The organism is Bogoriella caseilytica, from assembly GCF_003752405.1.
Lineage (GTDB): Bacteria > Actinomycetota > Actinomycetes > Actinomycetales > Actinomycetaceae > Allobogoriella > Allobogoriella caseilytica.
Genome location: NZ_RKHK01000001.1, coordinates 680186 through 699381, shown reverse-complemented (window position 1 = coordinate 699381; position 19196 = coordinate 680186). Strand labels below are relative to the sequence as shown.

Annotated in this window: 16 protein-coding genes and 1 pseudogene; 11 read left to right on the top strand and 6 right to left on the bottom strand. The window is 68.9% G+C overall.

Annotated elements, in window-relative coordinates; genetic code table 11:
* The first annotated feature begins 7 nt into the window (after positions 1–7).
* Positions 8–841, top strand: coding sequence for a siderophore-interacting protein (locus EDD31_RS03180; protein ID WP_245990816.1), 834 nt, complete (start codon positions 8–10; stop codon positions 839–841).
* Between the two features lie 19 nt (positions 842–860).
* On the opposite strand, the pseudogene EDD31_RS15135 reads toward EDD31_RS03180, so the two are convergent.
* Positions 861–983, bottom strand: a pseudogene (locus EDD31_RS15135) (N-acetyltransferase family protein); the annotation flags it as partial.
* 320 nt (positions 984–1303) lie between these two features.
* On the opposite strand from EDD31_RS15135, the gene EDD31_RS03170 reads away from it, so the two are divergent.
* The 3 genes from EDD31_RS03170 (at position 1304) to EDD31_RS03160 (ending at position 6349) form a co-directional block, all read left to right on the top strand.
* Entirely contained in the window at positions 1304–3490 is a 2187-nt protein-coding gene (locus tag EDD31_RS03170; protein ID WP_123302877.1) for a BCCT family transporter, read from the top strand.
* Between the two features lie 98 nt (positions 3491–3588).
* Positions 3589–4578 (top strand): ABC transporter ATP-binding protein, encoded by a 990-nt coding sequence (locus tag EDD31_RS03165; RefSeq protein WP_123302876.1) that lies wholly within the window; start codon positions 3589–3591, stop codon positions 4576–4578.
* Positions 4571–6349 (top strand): ABC transporter permease, encoded by a 1779-nt coding sequence (locus tag EDD31_RS03160; protein WP_245990814.1) that lies wholly within the window; start codon positions 4571–4573, stop codon positions 6347–6349. Before EDD31_RS03165 ends, EDD31_RS03160 begins: the two co-directional genes overlap by 8 nt.
* 217 nt (positions 6350–6566) lie before the next feature.
* Here the strand turns inward: EDD31_RS03160 and EDD31_RS03155 are convergent, their stop codons facing one another.
* Genes EDD31_RS03155 through EDD31_RS03145 form a run of 3 tightly spaced genes read right to left on the bottom strand, consistent with a single transcriptional unit; the run spans position 6567 to position 9356 of the window.
* The gene (locus EDD31_RS03155) at positions 6567–7235 is read right to left on the bottom strand and encodes a hypothetical protein (RefSeq protein WP_123302875.1); all 669 of its coding nucleotides are present in this window, start codon (positions 7233–7235) and stop codon (positions 6567–6569) included.
* A gap of 31 nt (positions 7236–7266) precedes the next feature.
* Positions 7267–8553 (bottom strand): ABC transporter permease, encoded by a 1287-nt coding sequence (locus tag EDD31_RS03150; RefSeq protein WP_123302874.1) that lies wholly within the window; start codon positions 8551–8553, stop codon positions 7267–7269.
* Positions 8550–9356, bottom strand: coding sequence for an ABC transporter ATP-binding protein (locus tag EDD31_RS03145; RefSeq protein ID WP_123305058.1), 807 nt, complete (start codon positions 9354–9356; stop codon positions 8550–8552). Before EDD31_RS03145 ends, EDD31_RS03150 begins: the two co-directional genes overlap by 4 nt.
* Positions 9357–9491: 135 nt before the next feature.
* Here EDD31_RS03145 and EDD31_RS03140 point away from each other — a divergent pair, with 135 nt between their 5' ends.
* The 7 genes from EDD31_RS03140 to EDD31_RS03110 all read left to right on the top strand — a co-directional run bounded on the left by EDD31_RS03140 (position 9492) and on the right by EDD31_RS03110 (position 16451).
* The gene (locus tag EDD31_RS03140; protein WP_123302873.1) at positions 9492–11081 is read left to right on the top strand and encodes a family 20 glycosylhydrolase; all 1590 of its coding nucleotides are present in this window, start codon (positions 9492–9494) and stop codon (positions 11079–11081) included.
* A 46-nt stretch (positions 11082–11127) separates the two neighbouring features.
* Positions 11128–12105: a metal ABC transporter solute-binding protein, Zn/Mn family gene (locus EDD31_RS03135; protein WP_123302872.1), complete on the top strand. Its 978-nt coding sequence runs from the start codon at positions 11128–11130 to the stop codon at positions 12103–12105.
* A complete protein-coding gene (locus EDD31_RS03130) occupies positions 12095–12838 on the top strand; it encodes a metal ABC transporter ATP-binding protein (protein WP_123302871.1) in 744 nt (247 codons plus the stop codon). Before EDD31_RS03135 ends, EDD31_RS03130 begins: the two co-directional genes overlap by 11 nt.
* Positions 12835–13719: a metal ABC transporter permease gene (locus EDD31_RS03125; RefSeq protein WP_123302870.1), complete on the top strand. Its 885-nt coding sequence runs from the start codon at positions 12835–12837 to the stop codon at positions 13717–13719. The genes EDD31_RS03130 and EDD31_RS03125 overlap by 4 nt, the downstream gene beginning before the upstream one ends.
* Before the next feature lie 4 nt (positions 13720–13723).
* The gene (locus EDD31_RS03120) at positions 13724–14407 is read left to right on the top strand and encodes a metal-dependent transcriptional regulator (protein ID WP_148058852.1); all 684 of its coding nucleotides are present in this window, start codon (positions 13724–13726) and stop codon (positions 14405–14407) included.
* 133 nt (positions 14408–14540) lie between these two features.
* Positions 14541–15803 carry an MFS transporter gene (locus EDD31_RS03115; RefSeq protein ID WP_170163167.1) on the top strand — a complete coding sequence of 421 codons (1263 nt, stop codon included), beginning with the start codon at positions 14541–14543 and terminating at the stop codon, positions 15801–15803.
* Positions 15804–15842: 39 nt separating this feature from the next.
* Positions 15843–16451, top strand: coding sequence for a helix-turn-helix domain-containing protein (locus EDD31_RS03110; protein ID WP_123302868.1), 609 nt, complete (start codon positions 15843–15845; stop codon positions 16449–16451).
* Between the two features lie 141 nt (positions 16452–16592).
* Here EDD31_RS03110 and EDD31_RS03105 read toward each other — a convergent pair whose 3' ends face one another.
* Both EDD31_RS03105 and EDD31_RS03100 read right to left on the bottom strand, forming a co-directional pair.
* Positions 16593–17435, bottom strand: a complete 843-nt coding sequence (locus EDD31_RS03105) for an SDR family NAD(P)-dependent oxidoreductase (RefSeq protein WP_170163166.1) — start codon at positions 17433–17435, stop codon at positions 16593–16595.
* A gap of 58 nt (positions 17436–17493) precedes the next feature.
* The gene (locus tag EDD31_RS03100; RefSeq protein ID WP_211336039.1) at positions 17494–19176 is read right to left on the bottom strand and encodes a dolichyl-phosphate-mannose--protein mannosyltransferase; all 1683 of its coding nucleotides are present in this window, start codon (positions 19174–19176) and stop codon (positions 17494–17496) included.
* Positions 19177–19196: the final 20 nt, after the last annotated feature.

Sequence of the window (19196 nt, the reverse complement as noted above, 5' to 3'; positions counted from 1 at the left end):
AGAGTTCGTGACACGTCCCCGCCGTCCCGCCCGGCCACAGGTGGTCCTGGAGGTGCGCCGCGTGGAGCGCCCGAGCCCGCACCTGATCCGCATCGTGGCCGGCGGCGAGGGTTTCGCCGCCTTCCAGGACAACGAGTACACCGACGCCTACGTCAAGCTGCACTTTGCTGATCCCGCATTGGGCCTGCAGCCGCCCTACGACATGGCGGCGCTGCGGGAACAGCTTCCCCCCGAGAAGATGCCCAGCACCCGGACCTACACCGTGCGCTGGGTGGATCACGAGGCGGGTGAACTCGCGCTGGACTTCGTCCCGCACGGTGAGGGCGGGCTCGCCGGGCCCTGGGCGGAGCAGGCCGAGCCGGGCGACGTGATCTGCTTCGCGGGCCCCGGCGGCGGCTATCGCCCGGACCCCGAGGCCGACTGGCACCTCCTTGTCGGTGACGACGCGGCCCTGCCGGCCATCGCGCGATCTCTCGAGCATCTCGCGTCCACGCAGCCGGACGCTGTGGGGCACGCGTTGATCGAGGTCGACGGCCCCGCCGACGAACTCCCCATCGAATCCCCGCCCGGCATCGATCTCACCTGGCTGCACCGCCGCGGAGCGGAGCCAGGCACCACCAGGCTGCTCGACGAGGGGATCCGGGCAGTGGGGTGGCGTGCCGGGAAGGCCTGCGCCTTCGTGCACGGGGAGCGCGAGACGATGAAGCGCATGCGCGACTACCTCTTCACTGAGCGCGGCATGGACCGCGCCGACGTCTCCCTCTCGGCCTACTGGGCCTTCGGCCGGAACGAAGACCGCTTCCAGGCCGAGAAGCGCGAACCGGTGGGCAAGATCCTGTAGTCGTTCAGAGCGGAGGTGCTCAGCGCACCGGGCTGCGACGCTCGAGCAGAACCGTGTCTCGCCAGACGCCGTCGAGCCGGGCGATCCGGCTGCGGAGCCCCACGGTACGGAAACCGGCGGAACGATACAGCGCGATACTCGCGCCAGGCACTCCTGGTCGATGGCCAGAACCCGAGGTATGTCTGCCTGACTCACCTCACGCGTGGTCACCTCGGCCGGGGGCGCTCCTGCCCGCGTTCGCCGGTCGGTGGCGGCGGAGCGGTCGGCCGTCCCGGCATGGCATCAGGCTATCGGCACCCTCAGCGGTGGCGGCCGGGTGCGGATTGTCCGGCTCGGTCGTGCGTGCCTGACCCATCCCGGATGCCGAGGGCTCATTGGACAGCTCCAGGGTCGTCCACTATTACTTAACCGCTGGGGTATCTCCCGCAGCCACTCGAATCCCTCACCTCAGGAGCGTCCCGCATGAGCGGAGAGCACGCCGACCACCGCACGCCGAGGGAGCCGGAGGCCCCCCACCGCACACTGGCAGACCGCGAGGATGAGGGCTCCGCCCCGGCAGGCGGTGACGAATCCACCTCGCCGGCGGACCGGCCGCTGCACGTAGAGCGCATCCGCGCCGCCTCCCGCCGCGCCGGAGAGACCTTCGGGCACCTCTCGCTCTACACCGAGTCGGTCTACCCGCACGGCACCCACCCGGCGCTGGTGCCGGGGATCGGCGTGGACGAGCAGCGGCGGCGTTACACCCTCGACTGGCTGATCTTCGCCGTCGCCGGGCTCGCCACCGCCGCCTTCGTGGTGTGGGGCGTCCTCGCGCCGGAGCAGGTCGGGGAAGTCACCGGTGATCTCTTCGACTGGACCATGGCCAACGCCGGATGGTTGTTCACCGTCATCGCCTCGGTGATCACGGTGTTCATGCTCGGTCTGGCGATCTCCAAGTACGGGCGGATCCGCCTGGGCCGGGACGACGAGAAGCCGGAGTACTCCAACTTCGCGTGGATCGCCATGCTCTTCGCAGCCGGCCTCGGCGTGGGCGTGTTCTTCTTCGGCCCCTCCGAACCCTTGACGCACTTCATCACCCCGCCCCCCGAGACCTACGAGGCGGAAAGCGTCCAGGCGCTGCATCGCGCGCTCGCCCAGTCCTTCTACCACTGGGGCTTCCATGCCTGGGGCATCTACGCGCTGGTCGGCGCTTCCATCGCCTACGTCGCCTACCGGCGTGGACGGGTGCCGCTGTTCAGCTCGCTGTTCCGGACCCTCTTCGGTCAGCGGCACGCAGAAGGCTTCGCCGGTCAGCTCGTGGACATCTTCGCCATCGTCGCCACCCTGTTCGGTACCGCGGCCTCGCTGGGTTTCGCCGCGTTGCAGATCGGCGAGGGGAGCCGCGTCGCGTTCGGGGTCGAGGTGTCCAACCCGGTGATCGTGGTGATCATCGCGATCCTGGCGATCGGCTTCATCGTTTCCGCGGTCTCGGGGATCTCGCGCGGCATCCGGTATCTCTCGTCGATCAACATCGTGCTCACCCTCGGGGTGGTCTTGATGGTCTTCCTGCTCGGGCCCACGCTCTTCCTGCTGAACCTGCTGCCGGCCAGCCTCATGGAGTACCTCGGCGAGATCTTCGACATGATGGGCCGGACCTCCTCCTGGGGCGAGGAGACCACCGCCTTCCAAGGCTGGTGGACGGTCTTCTTCTGGGCCTGGTGGATCGCCTGGTCGCCCTTCGTGGGAATCTTCATCGCCCGCATCTCCCGCGGGCGCACCCTGCGCCAGTTCATCCTGTGCGTGATGTTCATCCCGAGCTCACTGGTCACCCTCTGCTTCGGCATCCTCGGTGGTGCCTCCATCTGGATGTATCGCGAGGGGGCTGACGGTTTCAGCGACGACATGAGCGATGAGGAGGTGCTCTTCGAGCTGGTCGCCAACATCCCCTTTGCGGACTGGCTGCCCTACTTGCTCATGGTGATCATCGCGATCTTCTTCATCACCGCCGCGGACTCCGCTTCGGTGATCATGGGCATCATGTCCACGCGGGGGAACCCGAACCCCCGGCGTCTGGTGGTGGTCTTCTGGGGCCTGGTGATGGCGGGAGTGTCCGCCGTGATGATCCTGACCTCGGGGGACACGGCGATCACCGGCATGCAGAACCTGCTGATGGTGGCCGCGCTTCCGTTCACCGTGGTGTTGATCCTGGTGATGATCGCCTTCCTGAAGGAACTGCGGTCCGATCCGCGTACCATCCGGGAGGCGTACGCGCGTCAAGCGGTCACCGATGCCGTTGTCGAGGGCGTGGAGGCGCACGGCGACGACTTTGCGATCGCGGTGCACAAGACCGCACCGGGGGAGGGCGCCGGCCGCGACTTCGACACCTCCACCGAAGATGTCACGGAGTGGTACCAGCGCACCGACGAGGACGACAACCCGGTCGAGTACGACTACGCCACCGACTCCTGGGCCGATGGTTGGGAACCCGACGAGGAGGCCGCGCTGGACCGGGCGCAGCGCTTCGCCGTGCCGGGGACGACTCCCGACGACGTGAGTGAGGCGGACGCCCAGCCGAACCCTGGGGACGAGCCCACGACGGCATCCGGGGACGACAGCCCGCCGGCCGGGGGCGAGCCGCACGCTGGGGGCGAGCCCACCAGGAACAGCTAACGCACCACCTCCACCGCGCGAGCTACCGCCCCCGCGCCGTCGTGGAGCGAAGGAAATCACCGGGGCGGCCTCGGTCAGCAGGCGTAGGATTTCCAGCGATGACCACCACCGCTTCCTCCCGGGCCCACGCGCGCCCCGAATCCACGGGCACGCCCGCCATCGAGGCGCGCGGGCTGACCAAGAAGTACGGCGATTTCTCCGCCGTGCGCGGCATTGACTTCGCCGTCACCCGAGGGGAGGCCTTCGGGCTGCTCGGGCCCAACGGTGCGGGCAAGTCGACCACCATGCGAATGATCGCCGCCGTCGCCTCCCGCACCACCGGCGAGCTGCGGGTGGCCGGCATCGACCCGGAGGCCGAAGGGCCCCGGGTGCGCGCCCGTCTCGGTGTCGTGCCGCAGCAGGACAACCTCGACGAAGAGCTCAGCGTGCGGGAGAACATCATCATGTATGGCCGGTACTTCGGCCTCCCGCGGCGCTACCTGGTGACCAAGGTCGAGGAGCTGCTCGAGTTCGCCCAGCTCACGCACAAGGCACGCGCCCGGGTGGAGGACCTCTCCGGCGGCATGAAACGACGGCTGACCATCGCCCGCGCCCTGGTCAACGAGCCCGAGATCCTGCTGCTGGATGAACCCACCACCGGCCTGGACCCTCAGGCCCGGCACGTGTTGTGGGACCGTCTCTTCCGCCTGAAGGAAGCCGGTACCACCCTGGTGCTGACCACGCACCACATGGACGAGGCCGAGCAGCTCTGCGACCGGCTCGTCGTCGTCGACGAGGGCCGGATCATGGCGGAGGGGTCGCCCGCCGGCCTCATCCGGGAGCACTCCACTCGCGAGGTGTTGGAGCTGCGGTTCGGCATGGAGCGCAACCCCGAACTCGCCGCCGTGCTGGAGGAACAGCTCGGCGACGCCGTGGGCTTCAGTCACGTCGAGGTGCTGCCCGACCGCCTGCTGGTCTACGCCGAGCAGGCCGATCACGCCCTTGAGGCGATCTACGCCGCAGGCCACAAGCCGATGACCTCCCTGGTACGCCGCTCCTCGCTGGAGGACGTCTTCTTGCGCCTGACCGGGCGGAGCCTCATTGACTGAGACGACGACCGCGCCGGCCAGCGCACCCACCTCCCCGGCGCTCGACAAGGACCTGCTCGCCAGCCGTGCGCGGCGCTACGGCCCGCTCTACCAGGCGGAACGTCAGCTGCGTTCGATGCGCGCCTATGCCTCGGTGATCGTGGCCAGCGCGGTCTTCCAGCCGCTGATGTATGTGCTGGCCATGGGTCTGGGTCTCGGTGTGCTGGTGGGGGCCGGTAACGACTTCTCCGAGTACGGCGCCACCAGCTACCTGATGTACATCGGACCGGCGATCCTGGCCTCCACCGTGGCGCTGAGCGCGGGCGTGGAGTTCACCTTCCCGGTGATGTCCGGTTTCCGGTGGCAGCGGCTCTACTACGGAGCGCAGGCCACCGCACTGCGGCCCGAGCAGATTGCCGGCGGGCACATCCTGGCCGTGTGCTGCCGCTTCGCGCTGCAGGCCGCGGTCTTCCTGGTGGTGCTCACACTTTTCGGTGCGCTGAGCTCGCCCTTGGCCGTGCTGCAGATCTTCACCGCAGCCCTCGGCGGCTTGGCGATCGGCCTGCCAATCATGGCGTACTTCTCCTCTTTGCGTGAGGAGAAGGGGCATGCCGCCCTGGCCCAGCGCTTCGTGGTGATGCCGCTTTTCCTCTTCTCCGGCACCTTCTACCCCCTGGAGAACCTGCCCGCGTTCTTGCAGGTGATCGGCTGGGTCTCCCCGATCTGGCATGCCAATGAGCTCGGTCGCCTGCTCGCCTTCGGCCAGCCCACCCCGGGCTGGCTGATCCTGGTGCACCTGCTCTACCTCGGCGTGCTGGCGCTGGCCGGGGGCCTCGTGGTGCGCCGGATGTTCGCTCGGCGGCTGGGGTACAGCGAGTGGCGCGGGCGCACCCCGGGGTCGCGGGCCGATGCGAGGCGGGCAGCCAAGCAGGATGTGAAGGAGCTGGCGTACTCCGAGGGCGGCGCCTACCAGCGCAGCGAGGGGGTGCCGCCGGCGCGTTTCAGCCGCGGCCCCCTCTCCCACCTGTACTCGGGCAACATCCGCGCCGTCTTCCAGCGCGGCCTGACCGCGATCCGGAACAACCGGGGGGTCATTTTCCTCTCCGGTTTCCTCGAGCCGGTGCTCTTCCTGACCTCCTTCAGCCTCGGCATCTCCCCGATGATCGAGGGGGTGGAGATCGGCGAGCGCGCGGTGAGTTACGCGGCGTTCATCGCCCCGGCCCTGCTGGCGGTCTCGGCCATGAACGGCGCGGTCTTCGACTCCACCTGGAACGTGTTCTTCAAGCTGAAGATCACCAAGCTGTACCAGAACATGATGGCGACCTCCCTGGGGCCGATCGACGTGGCCGCGGGCGAGATCTTCCTGGCGCTCTTCCGTGGCGGCATCTACGCCGCCGGCTTCCTGGTGGTCCTCACCGGCGCCGGTCTGGTGGACCCGCTCCCCGCCGTGCTGATGTGGTGCGCCGCGCTGTTCATCGCCTTCGGTTTCGCCTCGGTGGGCATGGCCCTGACCAGCTTCATGAAACGCTTCCAGCAGATGGACTGGATGACCATGGCGCTCATGCCCATGTTCCTGTTCTCGGCCACGCTGTTCCCGATCGACGTCTACCCCCAAGGGGTGCAGTACGTGATTCAGGCCCTGCCACTGTGGCACGCCGTGGAACTCATGCGGGCCATCGCCTTCTGGGACCTCACCGCCATGACCGCGGTGCACGTGGGCTACTTCCTGGCCCTGATCGCGGTGGGCATGTCGGTCACCACGATCCGCATGCGCGCCCTGTTCCAGCGCTGAGTGGAGTTCGTCGGGGGCTGGCGGATGCTGCCAGCGCTGAGTGGAGCCGCGCCGGGGCTGAATCGACTCAGAGTGAGGAAGTGGTTGCTTTCGGCGACCATTTCCTCACTCTGAATCGTCTCAACCCAGCTGGTGGCGGCAGGTCTCAGCCGGAGGTCTCAGGGCCGGGTTTCAACCGGAGGTCCAGGCCCGAGCTCCGGCCTCCTCAGACCCGCCCTCAGGCCTGCTTGGGCTGCCGGAGGTAGCCGGCCACCTTGGAGTTGAACGCCAGGATCAGCCAGTAGATGGCGCCCGCGACCCACAGCAGGGTCACCACGCTGGACACGATCATGACCGGGGTGGCGAAGGCGGCGCCGAGGCCGGTCACCAGGCTTCCCAGGGTGAAGAGAACTCCCAGGATTCCCAGGACGATGCCGGTGATCCGGGCCCAGTTCTTCTGGGCACGCAGGCCGAAGTAGACGAGCAGGTACAGGCCGATGGAGACGATCAGCAGGATCAGCGCGAAGACCCCGGCGCCCACAGCGATCAGGCTGAGCGCTGTGTCGATATCCGCGGCGCTGGCGCCCGCGGCCTCCATCTCTGTGCGCATGGTGTCTTCGAGCTCGCCGGTGAAGACGGGGATGAGGCCGAGCACGGTGGAGACCAGATCCAGAGCGAAGATCACCAGCGTCATGGTCAGGAGCAGGCCGAACTCCTTCGGCCGCTCGAGCGGACCGCCGTAGCTCCCCGGCTGGTAGCCCTGCGTGCCGAACTTCGAGCCCGGCGCGCTGTGGCCTGGTTGCTGGCCGTAATCCGGCTGCGCGCCGTAGCTGGGCTGGTTCCCCTGCCCGGAACGCTCCGGCGGCGGGTTAGTGGAATCGGGGGTGCTGAACGGGTTGTTGGACACATTGCCTCCTGGATGTGATGAACGCTGAAATCTACTCGTAGCGCAGTGCCTCGATCGGGTCCTTTCGTGCCGCGCGCACGGCGGGGAGCGTTCCGGCGAGGAAGGCAATGACCACGATGAGCCCGAGTGTGCCTGCCAGTGCCGGCACGTTGATGCCGAACAGACTCAGCTCGGCGAAGCCACCCAAGGGGCCGTCCTCGCCGGTGAGCAGGGCATCGGCGATCAGCCCGGTGCCCAGGCCTGCGCCCACTCCGAGAACCGATCCCATCACTCCGATCGCCACGGCTTCGAGGGAGAAGAGTCCGAAGACCCGGCCTGAGGACATGCCGAGGGCCTTCATCAAGCCGATCTCACGGGTGCGCTCCTGGACGGACATCAACAGGGTGTTGACGATGCCGAAGCTCGCTGCCAGCAGGGCGATGAGGGCGAAGCCGGAGAGCACCCAGGTCACCGCATCGATGACCGCCTGGAACATGGAGATCTGGTCCTCGACCGACAGCCCCCACATGTCCTCCTCGAGCAGATCGTCCTTGACCGCCTGCTCGTTCTCGGCGAAGTCATCGACCGTGACCACGGCCATGATGTAGGCGTCCTGGCGTTCCCCCTGGTAGCCGTCGCCGTTGATCGCATAGATCTCCTCGGTCAGCGCCACCGAAGGAACCGGATCGAAACCGGCGCCGGCCAGGTTCCCCGCCGTGACGCCGACGACCTCGGCTTCGAGGGTGGACTGCTCGCCCACCACGTTGCTCACCCCGATGAGCACGGTCTCGCCGATCGCCTCCTCGGGCGTGCTGGCTCCGAAGATCGTGATCCAATCCTCGGGAATCGTCATCTCCATCGCCGTCCGTGCCGGGGCGTCACCGGCCACCATCTCGACGAGGGCGCCGTTCGCGGCCATGTCCATGTTCAGTTCGAAGCGCTCACCCGCGGAGGTCTCCAGGAAGTCCGTCTGCGTCATCAGCACCGGATCGACGTCGAGCACGTGGTCGATCCCGCGGATCGTGTCGAGCTGGTCGTCAGTGAGCACGCCCATGCCCTGACCCATGGGGTTGGTCGCCTCGCCGGCCTGCGGGTCGTATTCCGGCGGACCCTCGCGCTCGGTGGCGTCCACGGAGGTGGCCGGCAGGACGTAGAGCTCGTCGCTCTCCCCGAATCCGGCCACGATGCGGTCCACGGTGGCGTTGATGCCGGCGCCCAGGCCGAAGGTCAGGGTGAGGGTGAAGGCGCCGATGACGATGGCGATGACGGTCAGGGCGGTGCGCAGCTTCGAACGCAGGGTGTTCCCGAAGGCGGTGGCCACCAGTGAGGTGAGTTTCATCGGGCGTTCCTCCGTCCGAACAGGCGACGGCGGGTGGCGGCGGGGGCGCCGCCGCCAGAGGGCCCGCTGCCAGAGGGCCCGCTGCCAGAGGGCCCGCCGCCAGAGGGCCCGGCGACGCCGCGCTCCTCGCGCACGATCAGACCGTCCTGCATGAACAGGCGCCGCTCGCACTTGGCAGCGAGATCCTCATCGTGCGTGACCACCACCAGGGTGATGCCCTGATTGCGGTGCAACCCGAAAAGGATGTCCTCCACGACATCGGAGGTGGCGGTGTCCAGATTGCCGGTGGGTTCGTCGGCGAAGAGCACGCTGGGTTCGTTGATCAGGGCGCGGGCGATGCACGCACGCTGCTTCTGGCCGCCCGAGAGCGTGGTGGCCTTCTTGGTGGCTTTGTCCGCCATCTCCAGCTGCTCCAGCACGGCGAGACCGCGGCGCTGGCGTTCCGAGCGCCCGATCCCGGCGATCTTGAGGGGGAGCGTGACGTTCTCGAGCACGGTCTGGTTGGGATTGAGGAAGAACTGCTGGAAGACGAAACCGAAGGTCTCGTTGCGCAGCTTGGAAATCTTCTTCGCGTCCAGGCCCGACACCGGCCTGCCGTCCATGGCCACCACCCCGTGGGTGGGTTCGTCGAGGAGAGCAAGCAGGTGCATCAACGTCGACTTCCCGGAACCGGATTTGCCGACCACGGCGACGGACTCGCCGTACTGGATCTCGAAGGTCAGGCCTTTGAGAGCCTCGAAGGCGGTGGAGCCCTGGCCGTAGACCTTGACCAGGTTCTCTGTCTCAAGTACAGGTACGGACATGCCCACCATCATCGTGGATGCCGCACCGCGCCGGCCTCCTCCTTCAGGATGAATTTCCTCAGCCTCCAGGCCTGGTGCGCCGCGGCTGAAGGTTCGGCGCCCCCGGCAGTACCGAGGAGCCGATAGCGTCGGAGGATGTCTGTGATCATTCCCGCCCCCGCCCGCTACACGCAGGCCGACGGCGAGCCCTTTGCCCTGACTGGACCGATCCGCCTCGCTGTCCGTGGCCTGCCCGAGCCGGTGCCGACGGCGCTCGCCGACCTCCGTGACGCGCTGAGCGCGGCCGGCGCGCTCGTGCTCGGCGAGCCCCCAGAGGACGGCGAGACCGGGGAGGGTGAGGAGCCACCGGAAGGTCGCGATTCTGGCGCTGACGAGCCCCGGGAGATCTCCCTGGAGCTCACCGGCGGCACGCCCGACGCGCTGCCGTTGAGCGCGCAGTCCGCCGAAGGTGAGGCCTATCGGCTGGTGATCGCGGCTGACCGGATCGCCCTGCATGCTCTCGCTCCCACCGGCCTGGCCTACGGTCTGCGCACGCTCACCGAACTCGTACGTGGCGCGGATGAGGCTGGCCAGAACGGCCTGGCGCCGGCCGAGATCACCGACGCGCCGCGCTACCCCTGGCGCGGTCTGAGCCTGGACGTGGTCCGGCACTTCTTCGACGTCGACGCGGTACGGGAGGTCATCGACCTGCTCGCGTCGGTGAAGATGAACGCGCTGCACCTGCACCTCAGCGATGACCAGGCCTGGCGCCTGGAGCTCGCCTCGCGGCCCCGGCTGACCGAGGTCACCGGTCACGGCCAGGTTGACGACTCCCTGACCGGCGACTCGCCGCACGAGGTCGGGCGCGGCGGCGGGGAGCCCGGCTTCTACAGCCGTGCGGACTGGGAGAGCATCCTGGACCACGCCGCGGCACGCGGCGTCACGATCATCCCGGAGTTCGATGTGCCGGGGCACACCCACGCCGCTCTGGTGGCCTACCCGGAACTCACCGCGGACGGCGAGCAGCTCGAGCCGTACTCCGGCACCAGGGTGGGCTTCTCCCAGATCACGCTGCACCAGCAGGCCGCCGAGCCGTTCCTGCGTGACGTCTTCGATGAGCTCGCCGAGATCACCCCGGGCCCTTACCTGCACGGTGGTGGCGACGAGGCGCAGGTGACCACGAAGGAGGACTACCGCGAGGTGCTGGGCCTGCTCGGCCAGATCGTGCAGGAGTCCGGCAAGGTGCTGGTGGTCTGGCAGGAGGCGGCGCAGGGTGACCTGCCCGAGGACGCCGTGGTCCAGTACTGGTCGCCGGGGGGAGAGGCCACCGACGCCGTCGTCGAAGCCGCGCGCCGCGGGCACGACATCCTCATGTCCCCCGGGGACCGGGTCTACCTGGACATGAAGTACGACGAGGACTTCCCGCTCGGCCTGACCTGGGCCGGCACCGTCGACGTCGCTGCCTCCTATGACTGGGATCCGGGCAATTACCTCGACGGTGTGCCGGCTGACCAGGTGCGCGGCGTCGAAGCTGCGGTGTGGACCGAGACCCTGACCAACTCCGAGGAGCTCTTCCGCATGCTGCTGCCTCGGCTGGCTGCCGCGGCAGAGGTGGCGTGGAGCCCGCAGGAAGTGCGGGAGGAATCCGGCTTCGAGGGCTTCGCCTCCCGGCTGGCCGCGTTGGCCCCGCAGTGGCAGCGACGGGGCTGGGCGTTCCACCGTTCCGCGCAGATCGACTGGAGCTGAACACACCCGGAGATCGGCGCCCACCACCTCTGTTAGCATCGCCTGCATGGGAAACTTCGGTGCACCGAAATCGTCAACTCTGGCAAACCGAAGCCGCCTGGCCGCCTTCCTGAGCGCCGGCGTGCTCCTGGCGGCGTGTGCCTCGCCGTCCGAGGGGCAGGACCCCGGTAGCTCGGGTACTGACGACGCCGACCGCCCGCTGGTGCTGACCACCTTCACAGTGCTGGCTGACATGGCCCAGCAGGTGGCTGGTGAGCACGCGGAGGTGGAGTCGATCACCGGGGTGGGGCAGGAGATCCACGGCTACGAGCCGGCGCCCGATGACCTGCGCCGCGCCGCCGAGGCCGACCTGCTGATCGCCAACGGACTGCACCTGGAGGACTGGCTCGATCAGCTCCTCATCGACGTCGACGCGCCCCGGGTCACTGCCTCCGACGGCGTGGACACGATGGCGATCCAACCGGAGGACGGGTCTGCGCCGGGGGAGGCCATCAATCCGCACGCCTGGATGTCGCCAGCCGAAGGCCAGGTCTACCTCGCGAACATCGCCGCAGCGCTCAGTGACATCGACCCTGACCGTGCCGCTGAGTACCAGGCCAACGCTGCGGCCTACATATCCGAGCTCGAGACCGTCGAGTCAGAGCTACGCGACGCTCTCGAGGACGTGCCGGCCTCCGCCAGGGTGCTGGTGACCTGCGAGGGGGCGTTCTCCTATCTCGCCCGCGACCTGGGGCTGGAGGAGGCCTACCTCTGGCCGGTCAACGCCGAGTACGAAGCCACGCCCCAGCAGGTGCGCGCCGTGATCGAGCGCGTGCGCGCCGATGACATCCCCGCCGTCTTCTGTGAGTCCACCGTCTCGGACTCCGGCATGCAGCAGGTGGTCGCCGAGACTGAGGCCGAGCTCGCCGGGATCCTCTATGTCGATTCGCTCTCGGGCCCGGACGGGCCGGTGCCCGGATACCTCGACATGCTGCAGCACACGGCTGAGACGATCGCAGTGGGGTTGGCCGGCGATGACGACTAACGGCCAGTACCCGCGGGCGCTCGCGGTCTCCGGCCTGACGGTGCGTTACGGAGCGACCACTGCCTTGGATCGGGTGGATCTCGACCTCGCCGCCGGCAGCGTGACTGGGCTGATCGGGATGAACGGCTCGGGGAAGTCCACCTTCTTCAAGGCGCTCATGGGGCTGGTGCGGCCGACGGCCGGGCGGATCGAGATGTTCGGAGGCGCCCCCGAGCGCGCTCGGGCCAGCGGCCAGGTGGCCTATGCGCCGCAGTCCGAAGAGATCGACTGGACCTTCCCGCTCAGCGTGGCCGACGTCGTGGCGATGGGGCGCTATCCGCACTGTGGCCGCTCCCGCCGCCTGCGGGCGCCGGACCGCGTCATCGTGGCCGAATCGATGGAGCGGGTGGGGCTGACCGGGCTGGCCGGCCGGCAGATCGGCGCCCTCTCCGGGGGGCAGCGCAAACGGGCCTTCGTGGCGCGGGCACTGGCCCAGGAGGCGGACCTGATACTGCTCGACGAACCTTTTTCCGGGGTGGACCGCGCCACGCAGCAGGTGCTCAGCAATCTGCTCCGCGAACTGGCCGCAGCCGGCGCCGCAGTGCTGGTGTCCACCCATGACCTCGACGGGCTCCCGGAGCTGTGTGACTCCGCGGCGCTGCTGCAACGACGGCTGGTCGTGCATGCCGCGCCGGAGGAGGTCCTGCGCCCGGAGAACCTTGCCCGCGCCTTCCATACGAGCGAGCTCTCATGAACGAGCTCCTGGCCGCGCTCGCCGAGCCCTGGGCTTACGGCTTCATGCAGCGTGCCTTCGCCGCAGCGATCATCTCGGCGATGGCCTGTGCGCTGCTGTCCTGTTGGCTGGTGCTCATCGGCTGGTCCTTGATGGGCGACGCCGTCTCCCACGCCGTGCTGCCCGGGGTGGTGCTCGCCTATGTGCTGGGCCTGCCCTTCGCGGTGGGGGCGCTGGCTTTCGCGCTCGTGGCGGTGCTGCTCATCGGGGTGGTGCGTGAACGGAGTGTGATCAAGGAGGACGCCGCCATGGGCATCGTGTTCACCGTGCTCTTCGCGCTCGGGCTGGTGTTGCTCTCCGTGATCCCCAGTCAGGTGGACCTCGGTCACATCCTGTTCGGCAATTTGCTCGGAGTCTCCCCGGCCGATCTGTGGCAGGTGGCGCTGTTGGGCGCCCTGGTGCTGGCCGTGGTGCTGGCCAGGCATCGCGAGATCACCCTGGTGAGCTTCGATCCCGTGCAGGCCCGTGCCATCGGGCTGAGCCCGCGGCGGATCAACGCCCTGGTGCTCGTCCTCCTGGCCATCACCGCCGTCACGGGCCTGCAAGCCGTCGGCGTCGTCCTGGTCATCGCGCTGCTGATCATCCCGGGCGCCACGGCGCGTCTGCTCACCGAGCGCCTGAACCGCATGCTTCTGATCGCCCCGGCGGTGGCGGCGGTGTGCGCGGGGGTGGGCATCTACCTCTCCTACTGGCTGAACACCGCCACCGGCCCGATGGTCGTGCTCGCCCAGGGTGCGGTCTTCGCAATGGTGTACCTCGCCACCGCGGTGCTCCGGTCCGGGAAGTCACGCCGGGCGACGGGCGGGCGCGGGGGTCAGCATCGGCCCCTCCCGGTACGGTGAGGCTGTGGTCTCCGAACTCACCTCCTCCAGCCAGGACTACCTGAAGGTGGTGTGGGCTGCCCAGGAGTGGTCCGACGAACCGGTGACCACCACCTTTCTTTCCAAGCGACTCGACCTCCGTCCCTCGACCGTCTCCGAGGCGGTGAAGAAGCTCAGTGGGCAAGGGTTGCTCACGCACGCGCCCTATGGGGCGGTCGAGCTCACCGAGGAAGGCCGCCGCGCGGCGCTGGCAATGGTGCGCCGCCATCGCATCATCGAGACCTTCCTGGTGGTGGAGCTCGGCTACGGCTGGGACGAGGTTCACGACGAGGCCGAGGTGCTGGAGCATGCCGTCTCCGACCGGCTCATCGCTGCGATGGCGGAGCGACTCGGTGACCCCGAGCGCGATCCGCACGGCGATCCCATCCCACGCATCGATGGCTCGGTGCCCACGACGCCGGCTCAGCAGCTGCGCGCTGCAGAGGTGGGATCCCAGGTGCGCGTCGCGCGCTTGTCCGATGCCGATCCTCAGGTGCTGCGCTACTTCGACTCCCTGGGCATCGCGCTCGACACCGAACTCGAGATCCTCGAACGCCGGGACTTCGCCGGCACGCTGACGGTCCGGTTCGCCTCGGCAGAGGCGGGAAAGCCCTTCGAGCTCGGTCTGGCCGCCGCCGAAGCGGTGTGGGTGGTGCCGAGCGGCGGGTAGAGGTGCTGCGGCTGACTAGCCGCGGTGCCGAGATCATGCGCAAGGGGTGTTGCGCAATATTCCTTGCGCATGTTTCCCTGGTGCGATGACCACGGGGCGACGCGTCCCTGGTGATCGAGTCGGGGAGGGCGTCATGCGGGCTGGGAGCGCTGGCTCACGGTGGTGGTCGGGCGACTACGCGCGCTGGCTGGTGGCCGATACGCTCGGCTCGGCGGCCGCTGGCGTACACATGATTGCGACGCCGCTCCTGGCGCTCGCGGTCACCGGCGATCCGGCGCTGGCCGGGGTAGTGGGCGCGGCGACCTCAGCCACCGTGGTGCTGGCGACGCTGCCCTCGGGCATGATCGCGGATCGCTATCCACGGCGGCCGGTCATGGTGTGGGGAGCGCTCGCCACTGCTGCGGCGTACGGCACCGGGGTGGTGCTGTACTCCGCCGGAGTCCTGGGGACGCTCCCGCTCGTCGCGGTCGCAGCAGGAGGCGCGTTGGCCGCCACACTGAGCGCGGGCGCGACCTCGGCAGCGCTGCGCCAGATCGTTCCGGCGGATCGCCTCCCGCAAGCCATGAGCGTGACTCAGGGCCGAGACGCGGCGATCTCGCTTGGTGCCGGACCGGCAGCGGGTGCCCTCTTCGCCCTGCTTCCGATTCTGCCGTGGCTGCTCTCCGCGGTGGCGCAAGTGGGAAAGGGGGCCGCCAGCGCGCTGCTCTCGCAGGCCCTCGATCCTGGTGCGCCGGAAGCTGACCCACCGGGGCGGCTGCAGTGGCTGACTGCCGGTCTGCGCGTGCTCCTGCGGGTGCGCCTCCTCGGCGGTCTCGCTGTGGTGGCAGGCGTGCTGAACTTCGCGGGATCGGGAGTGGTGCTCGCAGTCATCCTCGGCCTCCGGGTGGACGGTCAGTCGCCGCAGGTCGTGGGGCTGACCGGCACGGCGATGGGTGCGGGGGCCCTGCTCGGTGCGGTCATCTCCGGACTCTGTGTCTCGCGGGTCGCCACGGGCCGATTGCTGATCGGCGGGTTCCTGGTGCAGGCACTCGCCCTGGGATCACTGCCTCTCGTGACGGCCCCGGCGTTCACGTTGCTGGGGCTCTTTGTCGCGTTCTGTGCCGTTCCGAGCGTGAACGCTGCCGCCATCGGGTTTGTCATGGCCATCACTCCGACGCGACTGCAGGGGCGTGTGGGCTCGGCCGTGTCCATGCTGAGCCTGGCCACGACGCCGGCGGCGACTCTGCTCGCTGGGTGGGGCGTGGCCGAGTTCGGGATGCGTGCGACCGTGGGTGCGTTCGCAGCGAGCTTCGCGGTGGCGATCCTCCTGGCGATGGCCTCCCGAATCCGTTCGATACCGAAGCCTGAGGCCTGGGAACGTTACGGTGAACGTCACGCTGGCGATCTCCAGGACTGATCGCCGGACCGGATCGTCGAGGAGCGGGGGATTGCCGGGATGAACCATCGAGACGGCGCCGGCCCGGGCACGTCCGGCGGCGGAGCACACGCCCTCAGCTCCGCTGCCCTGAAGGCCCTGTCCCACCCCGTGCGACGTCGTCTCCTTGAACTGCTGGGCGCGGTGGAGGTCGCGCGCGTTTCCACACTCGCGGAACAAGTGGGGTCGGCACCGAACTCGGTGAGCTTTCACCTGCGTGCGTTGGAGAAGGCCGGTCTCGCCCGTCGCGTGCCCGGGCAGGGGGACCGGCGCGAGAGCTACTGGGAGGCCGTCCCTGGTCCGGCCTTCCTGGACCACAGCGGACCCGAGGTGGCGGGATTCCTGCACGTGCAGCACCAGGAGCAGGCCAGGCGGCTGGCTGAGGCCTTCCGCCAGGCCGAGGCTGTGCTCGAGGTTCCGCAGGATGAGCGTGCGGAGGCCCTCAAGGCCGAGTTCCTCGCCACGACCCTGACCCTCACGCACGACGAACTCACCGCACTGTTGGTCGAACTCGGCGAGGTCCTGACGCGCTTCGGGGAACAGGGCCGCAGGAAACCGGAGACAGGCCGGCGCACCTGGGACGTGAGTCTCTTCGCCGTCCGTGACTGGGATGGCACCTCGGCGCACTGAGTGTGCCGGCGGCCGCGCCCATGGCGGCAACGCCCCCGCCCACGGCGGCGACGTACGCGCCCGTAGAGGCAACGGGTTAGGAAACTGACTCTGAGCGCCAGTCTTCCTACCCGGTGAGGCTAGCGCCGCAGAACGCGCCGCCTACAACCGCCCCGTGAAGGTGTCCATCGAGGAGTAGACGCCGAGGCTGCGCGCCAGGGCGTCGAAGGCCGGGGCGGGCAAGAATGCCCGCGCGCCCCGGGCGATGTGCACCAACGATGGTGCGACCGTCTCGGCACGGCCGGCCAGCATCGCCTTCCAGCCGATCTCCACGGCTCGCTCCGGGCTCAGGTGCGGGGTGAGGCCGATGGAGGTGGTCCCGGCGAACATTCCGGTGTCCACGAAGCCAGGGTTGTAGGTCGTCACTGCGATGTGTGTGTGACCGGCCAGCATCAACTCGGTGCGCAGAGTGTCCGACCAGTGCGCCAGGGCAGCCTTCGACCCCGCGTACGCAGCGGCCCGCGGCACCGGCGTCAGCGCCGAAGCCGAAGCGACGTTCAGGATGCGCTTCTGGCGGGGTGCGTCGGCGATCATCGCGGGGAGCAGGCGCCCGCTGATCCGGATCGGTGCCACGGTGTTGACCGAGAGCGTGCGGATCGCCTCGTCGGGGTCCTGCTGCCACGCCATCGTGTTGGAGGAGACCATGCCGGCGTTGTTGATCAGGACATCCGGCGCCCGGCCGGCTTCCAGCAGATCCGCCACGAGGTCGTCAACGGCGAGGAAGTCGGCAAGGTCAGCCACTCCGATCTCCACCTCGACGGCGGGCTCGATGCTTCGCGCCTCGGCCGCGACCGACTCCAGGCTCTCGGCCTCGCGGCCCCACAGCACCAGCCGTGAGGCTCCCTCGGCTGCGGCCTGCAACGCGAACAGGCGGCCCATGCCGCGATTCGCGCCGGTGATCAGAACCTGGGCCCCCCGCACGCTTCGTGCTCGCTGTGCACTCATCCTTCGAGGGTAAAGGGCGAAGCCTCGCGCCGCCCTCCACACGGATTCAGCGTGCCCTTCAGATCCAGCTCGGCAACCACATGCGCCACTGCCAGGCCTCATACGCCATGGGTTCTCCGGTCCAGATCGGCCAGAAGAAGACGGCGGCGGCCACGCTCAGGGCCAGCACAGCCGCCAGGGGGGCATAACGCCAGCGGCCGCTTCCGCCGATCCGCGGCGACTCCCACCCCCGGGTGTGCTCCGGTGGCCCGAGCAGGCCCGTGAGCCAGCCGAGCGTGAAGGTGAGGGCCAAAACCACGTAGGGCACAAAAGCGACGGAATAGAAGTTGAAGACCGTCCGATCCGGGTAAGCGAGCCACGGCACGAACATGGCGGCATACCCGGCCACGATGGCCCAGGCCCGCCAGTCACGGCCCAGAGTGGCGAGGACCACCAGTGGCGGCAGTGCCGCGGCCGCGCACCACCACAGCACCGGGTTGCCGAGATTGACGATCGACTCCACGCACCGTTCAGCGCCACACTCCTGCGCTCTCGGGCCAAGATCGGGCCAGTAGAAGGAGACCGGCCGGTGCTGGACGAGCCACTGCAGGGGGTGGGACATGTAGGTGTGCTCGGAGTCCAGACCGGTATGGAACTCCCAGGTCGATCGGTGGTATTCCCACCAGGAGTTCACGGCGTCCGGCAGCCAGCTCCGCGGGACCTCCTCGCCGGCCTCACGCAGCTCGGCGGCCCACTGGCGGCGGCGCGCGCCCGGGCTGAGGAACCAGGAGGCCCAACCCGCCACATAGGTCAGCGCTGCGGTGGGCACCAGGGCCAGGAAGGCCGGTATCCCACCGCGCCAGACACTGGCGAGTAGCCACCTCGGCTCGCCCAGACTGCGGCGCGCTGAGGCGTCCCAGACGTAAGCCAGCACGCCGAAGACCGCTACCGCATAGATGCCCGACCACTTCACCGCGCAGGCCGCTCCGAGCGCAACTCCGGCGGCGATCAGCCACCATCTGACGCCGGCCCCTGCGGTGGGTGTCTCCCGCTGCACCTCGGCCCCCACGGCACCCTGATCCGCAGGCGCCGCTGCCTGCGCGTGGTGACGAGCCAGTGTGGCGCGGCTGGTCTCGCGATCACGCACCACGCACCACAGACCGAGCAGCACCAGCGTGGACAGGAAGACGTCCAGCAGGCCGGTGCGCGAGAGCGTGAGATGGACCCCGTCGAGTGCGAGCAGCAGCCCGGCGGTGCTCGCCAGGGCGATGGACCCGAAGAGTCGCAGCGCCAGGCGTGCGAGCAGTAGCACCGCCAGTGTGCCCGCCAACGCGGTGCTGAAGCGCCACCCCCATCCGTTGTCGTGGCCGAAGATCCGTAGGCCGACGGCGATCAGCCACTTGCCCAGGGGCGGATGCACCACATTGTCGGCTCGCTGAGTGAGGTCAGAGGTGTTCCCGGCGGAGAAGCGAGCGTCGATGTCAGCTCGGTCGTCGTCCTCTCCGCCCCAGCGCCCCTCGTAGCCCATGCTCAGCAGCGAGTAGGCCTGCTTGACGTAGTAGGTCTCGTCGAAGATCAGGCGGCCCGGATGGTCGAGCCGGACGAAGCGCAGCACACCGGCGAGCACGGCGATCGCGAGCGGGGCGATCCATCCCCACAGGCGCAGGGTTGGGCTGAGCCGCTCGCCGGCCGGGCGCAGCCCGAGCCGTGCGCGCAGCGTGTCCTCACGGGAGAGCGCCGTCTCCGGCAGGGCAGAGGTCACAGCGGCGAGCTTACGAGAGA

Coding starts and splice junctions, on each gene's coding strand:
- EDD31_RS03170 (WP_123302877.1), top strand. CDS start 1,304: ATGAGCGGAGAGCACGCCGACCACCGCACGCCGAGGGAGCCGGAGGCC.
- EDD31_RS03165 (WP_123302876.1), top strand. CDS start 3,589: ATGACCACCACCGCTTCCTCCCGGGCCCACGCGCGCCCCGAATCCACG.
- EDD31_RS03150 (WP_123302874.1), bottom strand. CDS start 8,553: ATGAAACTCACCTCACTGGTGGCCACCGCCTTCGGGAACACCCTGCGT.
- EDD31_RS03145 (WP_123305058.1), bottom strand. CDS start 9,356: ATGTCCGTACCTGTACTTGAGACAGAGAACCTGGTCAAGGTCTACGGC.
- EDD31_RS03140 (WP_123302873.1), top strand. CDS start 9,492: ATGTCTGTGATCATTCCCGCCCCCGCCCGCTACACGCAGGCCGACGGC.
- EDD31_RS03135 (WP_123302872.1), top strand. CDS start 11,128: ATGGGAAACTTCGGTGCACCGAAATCGTCAACTCTGGCAAACCGAAGC.
- EDD31_RS03130 (WP_123302871.1), top strand. CDS start 12,095: ATGACGACTAACGGCCAGTACCCGCGGGCGCTCGCGGTCTCCGGCCTG.
- EDD31_RS03125 (WP_123302870.1), top strand. CDS start 12,835: ATGAACGAGCTCCTGGCCGCGCTCGCCGAGCCCTGGGCTTACGGCTTC.
- EDD31_RS03115 (WP_170163167.1), top strand. CDS start 14,541: ATGCGGGCTGGGAGCGCTGGCTCACGGTGGTGGTCGGGCGACTACGCG.
- EDD31_RS03110 (WP_123302868.1), top strand. CDS start 15,843: ATGAACCATCGAGACGGCGCCGGCCCGGGCACGTCCGGCGGCGGAGCA.
- EDD31_RS03105 (WP_170163166.1), bottom strand. CDS start 17,435: ATGAGTGCACAGCGAGCACGAAGCGTGCGGGGGGCCCAGGTTCTGATC.